Here is a 7,163-nt window from a genome sequence, read left to right as displayed (position 1 = left end):
TGGCGGCGTTGCGCCGACGAGGCGTAGCCCCCGCTACGCCTCGTCGGCGCGCCTTGCCAGGAACGGTCAGGATCCACGCCAATTTTCGCAACTTATTTACGGGACAGGACACTAGCGAGTGGTGTCGTTAAAGGCTCCGTCCTCGCCTTCAACGAATAACAAGGGGTCCACCGCTTCGCCGTTGAGAAACACCGACCAGTGAAGGTGGGGCCCGGTCACGCGACCGGTCGCACCGACGCTGCCGAGTACGTCGCCGCGGCCGACGGTATCGCCCGGCGCCACGTCGATGTCCTGCATATGGCAGTACATGGTGACCAGGCCGCCGCCGTGGTCAACGAAGACGGTCTTGCCGTTAAAGAAATAATTGCCGGTCTCGATCACCGTGCCCCCGGCCGGGGCCTCGATCGGTGTGCCCGGGTCGTTGGCGATATCCAGGCCGTTGTGGGGATTGCGCGGCTCGTCGTTAAAGTAGCGCCGCAGCCCGAAAGGACTGGTGAACCGGCCCTGTACCGGCAACGCCAGGCTGAGCGTCTCAGGCGTGCCTTCGCTGCGGGTCTCCCGGGCCGCGCGAATCTCCTCGTGCTCGCGGCGAATGCGCGCCAGGGTCTCTTCGCCAGGGGAGACCTGCTCCTGGTCGTCGAGCGTGATGCGTTGCTCTTCATACGTGCGATCGCGGATGGTGAATGGGAATGTCCCATCATCGGTGGTGATCGCCGCCTCCCCCGGGTCGGCATCCAGGCCGATACCGACGACCGCCTGCCAGCGGCCGTCACGAGGGACCACCAGAACAGGTGTGCCTTTATAGCGGGCCGAGGGGCGCGCGGTATCGGCGTTGCCGATATCCACCACGGCGACGCCACCTGGTGTCGGGCGGTGATCGGGCAGGCCGGCGAGGGCCTGGTCCATAAGCAGCAAAAGCACGCTGAGCAGCGCCAGACGTGTCATGTCCAGTCCTCCTGGTCGTGTACCGTCTCCACACGGCAATCGAGACGCCCCTGTGCCAGGCGCGCCGTGACCGGGTCCCCCGGCTGCACATCGCCCGCCTTGCGAATGACCGCGCCGTCGGTCGGGCGCTGGATGATGGCATAGCCGCGGCTTACCGTAGCGAGCGGGCTGACGGCCTCGAGCGCGCGGGCGAGGGCGGCCAGGCGCTCGCGCCGGCGCTCCAGTTGATGCGCCTGGGTGGCCCGCAGACGCCGGTCCAGCGCCGCGATCCGGTCTTCGGATTGCCGGATCACCCGCCTCGGGTTGACGGCATCGATGCGCTGGCAGGCCTGGCGCAGTGCGGCCTCCCGCAGGCGCTGCCCAGCCCGCCAGGCGTGGCGCAGGCGCGTGTCCAACTCGTCCAGCCGCTGGGCGTGGTCCCGCAGCCGTCGCCCCGGGTGTTGCTGCTCCAGGCGTTTGAACAGCCCCTCCAGTCGCCGCCGCTCGGCCTGCAGGTGCCGCAGCTGGGTCAACCTGAGGCGATCCCCAAAGCCCTGGAAGCGGCGCAGCCAGCTGCCGGCGTCCGGGCTGAGCAGCTCCGCTGCTGCCGAAGGTGTGGGTGCGCGTCGGTCAGCGACTAGATCGGCAATGGTCACATCCACCTCGTGCCCGACCGCGCTGACCACGGGTAGGGCGCAATCGGCGATGGCCCGTGCCAAAGTCTCGTCGTTGAATGCCCAGAGATCCTCCAGCGAGCCGCCGCCACGCGTGAGCAGCAACACGTCCACCTCATTGCGGGCAACCGCCAGGCGAAGCGCGCGGGTGATTGCGCCGGCCGCCTCCTTGCCCTGCACGGGCACCGGGTAGATCAACACCGCGATGGCGGGAAACCGCCGGTCGAGCACCTGCAGTACATCGCGGATGGCGGCACCGCTCGCCGAGGTAATGACACCGATCCGGCGCGGCAGCTCCGGGAGCGGCTTCTTGCGCTCGGCGGCGAATAGTCCTTCCGCTTCAAGTTTCTGCCGCAGCTCCTCGAACTGTCGCCGCAGAGCACCGTCCCCGGCTTCTTCCATGCTCTCGACGATGAGCTGGTAGTCGCCGCGGGGCTCATAGAGGCCAATTCGGCCGCGCACGAGAACCTGTTGCCCGTTTGCGGGTCGAAAGCGAACAACCCGGTTGCGGGTGCGGAACATGGCGCAGCGGATCTGCGCCCGCTCGTCTTTGAGGCTGAAGTACAGGTGTCCCGAGGCGGGGCGTGCCAGGTTGGAGATTTCGCCTTCCACCCAAACGGGGGGCATGCCCTGCTCAAGTAGCTCCCGCACCTCGCGGTTGAGCCGTGAGACGGTGAGAACGGGGCGGCTGATGGGATCTGGGGTCGTGCTCGATGCGTCCATGATGACAGTCTAATGGTCAGGACGCTGCGCGTCGTCAGACAATACAAGGGCTGTTGCTTTGCGCTGCACCGTAGCGCTTCCTATAATGCACGGCTATCTCTCGCACGCAGTTTCTCGCTCCAAGGTGCCCGCCTATGCGAATCTCCCAGGAAGCATTGACCTTCGATGATGTTCTCCTCCTCCCGGCGTACTCCAATGTCATGCCGTGGGATGCGGACCTGTCATCACCGTTGACCCGGGAGATCCGGGTGAACATCCCCATCATCTCTGCTGCCATGGATACGGTGACCGAAGCCAGCCTCGCCATCACGCTGGCCGAGCAGGGCGGCCTGGGCGTCGTGCACAAGAACATGAGTGTCGAGCAGCAGGCGGGGCACGTCCGCCGGGTTAAGAAGTTTGAAAGCGGTGTGATCAAGGAACCGATCACGGTTACCCCGGACACATCGATTGGGGACGTGATGGCACTGACCCGGCGCCACACCATCTCGGGCGTGCCGGTGGTCGACGGCGCGGGAGCGCTCAGAGGCATTGTCACCAGTCGCGACCTGCGCTTCGAGACCCGCACGGATGCGCCGGTGCAGGAGATCATGACAGGGCGGGAGCGCCTGGTTACGGTCCTCGAGGGTGCGGGTCGGGAGGAGATCCTCGAGCTGATGCATCAGCATCGAATCGAGAAAGTGCTGGTCGTCAACGACGACTTCAGGCTGCGCGGTCTCATTACGGTCAAGGACATCCAGAAGGCCAAGGACTATCCCAATGCCTGCAAGGACGAGCATGGCCGCCTGCGGGTGGGGGCAGCCGTCAGTACCAGTGGCGATACTGAAGAGCGGGTCGATGCCCTGAGCCGGGCCGGTGTGGACGTGCTGGTGGTCGATACCGCCCACGGGCACTCCCGTGCTGTGCTCGAGCGCGTGGCCTGGATCAAGATGCACTATCCAGATGTTCAAGTCATCGGCGGCAACATTGCCACCGGTGCCGCAGCCCTTGCGCTGGTCGAGGCCGGCGCCGACGCGGTGAAGGTCGGCATCGGTCCGGGGTCGATCTGCACGACCCGCGTTGTCGCCGGCGTGGGGGTGCCGCAAATCTCGGCGGTGGCAAACGTGGCCGAAGCCCTGGAGGGCACAGGCGTGCCACTGATTGCCGACGGCGGTGTCCGTTTCTCCGGGGACCTGTCGAAGGCGATTGTGGCCGGCGCCCATGCCGTGATGATCGGCGGGCTGTTCGCGGGTACTGAGGAAGCGCCGGGCGAGGTGGAGCTGTTCCAGGGGCGCTCGTACAAATCGTATCGCGGTATGGGTTCCCTCGGCGCAATGGCCCAGGGTTCCAGTGACCGCTACTTCCAGGACGTCACCGAGCAAGTGGAGAAGCTCGTTCCGGAAGGCATCGAGGGGCGCGTGCCCTATAAGGGCAGCCTGGTGGCGATCGTCCACCAGCTGCTCGGCGGCCTGCGCGCCAGCATGGGGTATGTGGGTTGCCACGATATGCACCAGATGCGGACCAAACCGGAATTTGTGCGCATTACCAATGCCGGCATGCGGGAGTCCCACGTCCACGACGTGACCATCACCAAGGAAGCGCCGAACTACCGTACTGAGTGAACACACGCAACCCGCACGCCGCCGTGCTCACGGCGGCCCTTTCTCTGCATCACTGCCATGGGAACTCGTCATGGTCCAGGACATCCACGGCGAACGCATTCTGATCCTCGATTTCGGTTCCCAATACACGCAGCTGATCGCGCGGCGTGTGCGCGAGGCCGGTGTCTACTGCGAGATTTACGCCTGCGATTGTGAACCCAATGCCATCCGCGCGTTTGCGCCCTGGGGGATCATCCTGTCTGGCGGCCCGGAGTCGGTGACCTTCGCCGAGACCCCGCGCATCCCCGCGGAGGTGTTCGAGTTGAACGTGCCGCTGCTCGGCATCTGTTATGGCATGCAGGCCATGGCGGCGCAATTGGGCGGGGCGGTGGAGCCTTGCTCGCACAAGGAGTTCGGTTACGCCCGAGTGCGGGCGCGGGGTCATTCCCGATTGCTGCGCGGTATCGAGGATCACACCACGCCGGAAGGCTACGGCGTGCTCGATGTGTGGATGAGTCACGGGGACCGGGTCGCGCAGCCTCCGGAGGGATTCAAGCTCATCGCCAGCAGCGACGCAGCGCCCATCGCTGGCATCGGCAATGACGAGCGCAAGTGGTACGGCGTGCAGTTTCACCCCGAGGTCACCCACACGACGCAGGGGCAGCGCATTTTGAGCCGTTTTGTCCGTGACTTATGCGGCTGCAGCGGGAGCTGGACCTCCGGCAACATCATTGCGGACCACATCACCAGGATCCGGAAGAAGGTGGGTGGCGACAAGGTCCTGCTGGGGTTGTCCGGCGGTGTGGATTCGTCCGTGGTCGCCGCGCTGCTCCATCAGGCCATTGGCGACCAACTCACCTGCGTGTTCGTGGATAACGGCCTGCTGCGTCTCGGCGAAGCCGATCAAGTCATGGCCACGTTCGCGCGGCATATGGGCGTAAACGTCGTGCGCGTGGATGCGGAGCATCGGTTCCTGAAGGCCCTGGCTGGCGTGCAGGATCCGGAGGTTAAGCGAAAGATCATCGGCAACTTGTTCATCGACATCTTCGACGAGGAGGCGGAGAGGCTCCGGGACGTGGACTGGCTTGCCCAGGGCACGATTTATCCCGATGTCATTGAGTCGGCCGGCGCCGTGACCGGAAAGGCCCACGTGATCAAGTCCCATCATAATGTCGCGGGCCTGCCGGAGCGCATGAATCTCAAGCTTGTCGAGCCGTTGCGCGAGCTGTTCAAGGACGAAGTGCGAAAAATCGGCCTCGAGTTGGGGCTGCCTGCGGACATGGTCCATCGCCACCCGTTCCCGGGGCCTGGTCTGGGGGTGCGGATCCTCGGTGAGGTGCGCAAGGAATACGCGAACGCGCTGCGCCAGGCCGATGCCATCTTCATCGAGGAACTCTGGGAGCACGCCCTCTACAACCAGGTCAGCCAGGCCTTCGCCGTCTACTTGCCCGTGAAGTCCGTTGGTGTCACCGGCGACGGCCGGCGCTATGAGCATGTGATTGCGCTGCGCGCGGTGGAGACCGTCGACTTCATGACCGCCCGTTGGGCGCACCTGCCGTATGATTTCCTGGACCACGTGAGTCGGCGCATCATCAACGAGATCGAAGGGATTTCCCGCGTGGTCTACGACATCTCCGGCAAGCCGCCGGCAACCATCGAGTGGGAGTAAGCGCCGCGCACGCGGTCGCGTCAATTGAATGAGCAGGATGGTAGCGGTGCCGTTGGGCCAATCCGCGGCCGACGACGTGCATTGGATGCAGGAAGCCCTGGGGTTGGCGCGGAGCGCGGCAGCGGCCGGGGAGGTGCCCGTCGGGGCGGTGCTGGTGCGTGACGGCGAGTGCCTTGCCCGGGGCTGGAATCACCCGGTCGCCGCCTCGGATCCCACCGTGCACGCAGAAATCCACGCGATACGGATCGCTGCAGCCGCGGCGGGCAATTATCGCCTCCCTGGCTCAACGCTGTATGTCACCCTGGAGCCGTGCGTGATGTGTGTCGGCGCCATGGTGCACGCGCGGATTGGACGCCTTGTCTACGGGGCCATCGAGCCGCGCACCGGCGCCGTTGACAGTTGTTTCCAGCTGCTGGCGCCGGGTCTGCACAACCACACCGTCACCTGCTGCGGTGGAGTGCTGGCCGAAGAGAGTGCCGCCTTGCTGCAGCGGTTCTTCCGTTCCCGGCGAAACGGTTAGGGCGCTTTATTGCGCCGCCTCCAGCACCATCGGCAGTTGCACGTGTCCGGCATCGCCGGGTGAGAATGCCCGGCGTTTCTCCCAGTCGGCATCCGTGGGCAAGCGGAACCGGGAGGGTTCGGTAATGCGTAAAAGCCGCTCGTAATAACTGCGTACCCCGCGCACGTAGTGGACCGGCTCCCAGCCCCGCGCGTAGCCATAGCGGGTCTGCTGGTACCATTCCGGGCGTGAGAGCAGCGGCAGGTGTTCGCGGAGATGGGCCCAGTTGTCGGGGTCCTTACCCTGTTGCTTGGTGAGCGCGCGGGCATCCTGCAGGTGGCCCATACCAACGTTATAGGCGGCGAGGGCCATCCAGGTACGCGTCGGGTCCTCGATTCGCTCCGGCAGGCGATCCTTCAACGAGCGCAAATAGCGTGCCCCACCTTCGATGCTCTGGGTTGCGTCCCGGCGATTCTCCACCCCGAGCTGTCCTGCCGTGCGCTGGGTCAGCATCATCATGCCCCGCACGCCGGTGCGCGAGACCGCACCCGGGTCCCAGTGGGATTCCTGGTAGCTGAGGGCGGCCAGCAGCCGCCAGTCCAGATCGTGCTCTTGCGCGGCCCGCTGAAAATCTTCTCGGTAATCGGGCAGGCGCTCGGTAACGTGTCGGAGAAAGATGCGCGCCCCCACGTAGTCGAATCCGCTGAGATAGCCGTAGTAACGCTCCCGGACGCCGTCAAGTGTGCCGTCGTTGCGGATTCTGTCGAGGAAGTCCTCCGCGGCCTCGTGCAGGCTGTCGTCGCCACTGTCCAGGAAGGCCCATGCGAGCGCACGGGGCTCATCAAAGGTGAAACCCACCTGCAACTCGGGGTAGTAGCTGCGGTTCAGCGCCAGTTCGTTGGAATCCACGACGGTGAGGTCGATCTCGCGCGTCCAGACGCCATACAGCAGGTCCTGAACACTGGTGGTCCGGGTTGCGAACCAGTTGATTTCCTCCCCCGCAGGGTCAATATCCCGCATCCGGTCCTCGGCCTTGCTGTCGGCGAGAACCTTGATGTGGGCATTGGACAGCTCGCGGAACTCATCAATCGACTTCG

The 7,163-nt window shown here is 65.2% G+C and carries 6 protein-coding genes; 3 read left to right on the top strand and 3 right to left on the bottom strand.

Annotated features, from left to right (window positions below; translation table 11 throughout):
* Window positions 1-111 precede the first annotated feature (111 nt).
* Together QZT63_RS15215 and xseA are read right to left on the bottom strand one after the other, a co-directional pair.
* Complete coding sequence (locus QZT63_RS15215; RefSeq protein WP_290652345.1) at window positions 112-945, bottom strand: M23 family metallopeptidase; 834 nt, start codon at window positions 943-945, stop codon at window positions 112-114.
* A complete protein-coding gene (xseA, locus tag QZT63_RS15210) occupies window positions 942-2,321 on the bottom strand; it encodes an exodeoxyribonuclease VII large subunit (protein WP_290652344.1) in 1,380 nt (459 codons plus the stop codon). The genes QZT63_RS15215 and xseA overlap by 4 nt, the downstream gene beginning before the upstream one ends.
* Before the next feature lie 134 nt (window positions 2,322-2,455).
* Between xseA and guaB the strand changes: the two genes are divergently transcribed.
* The 3 genes from guaB (at window position 2,456) to tadA (ending at window position 6,087) form a co-directional block, all read left to right on the top strand.
* Complete coding sequence (gene guaB, locus QZT63_RS15205) at window positions 2,456-3,919, top strand: IMP dehydrogenase (RefSeq protein ID WP_290652343.1); 1,464 nt, start codon at window positions 2,456-2,458, stop codon at window positions 3,917-3,919.
* 70 nt (window positions 3,920-3,989) lie between these two features.
* The gene (gene guaA, locus QZT63_RS15200) at window positions 3,990-5,567 is read left to right on the top strand and encodes a glutamine-hydrolyzing GMP synthase (protein WP_290652342.1); all 1,578 of its coding nucleotides are present in this window, start codon (window positions 3,990-3,992) and stop codon (window positions 5,565-5,567) included.
* Between the two features lie 28 nt (window positions 5,568-5,595).
* Window positions 5,596-6,087 carry a tRNA adenosine(34) deaminase TadA gene (gene tadA / locus QZT63_RS15195; protein ID WP_290652341.1) on the top strand — a complete coding sequence of 164 codons (492 nt, stop codon included), beginning with the start codon at window positions 5,596-5,598 and terminating at the stop codon, window positions 6,085-6,087.
* A gap of 6 nt (window positions 6,088-6,093) precedes the next feature.
* Here the strand turns inward: tadA and mltF are convergent.
* The coding region (gene mltF / locus QZT63_RS15190; RefSeq protein ID WP_290652340.1) for a membrane-bound lytic murein transglycosylase MltF at window positions 6,094-7,163 on the bottom strand (1,070 nt) is incomplete at its 5' end.

Origin of the sequence: Aquisalimonas sp., assembly GCF_007120195.1 — a bacterium.
Lineage (GTDB): Bacteria > Pseudomonadota > Gammaproteobacteria > Nitrococcales > Aquisalimonadaceae > Aquisalimonas.
Note: the sequence above shows the minus strand (reverse complement) of the source record. Positions and strands in the feature narration are given on the sequence as shown.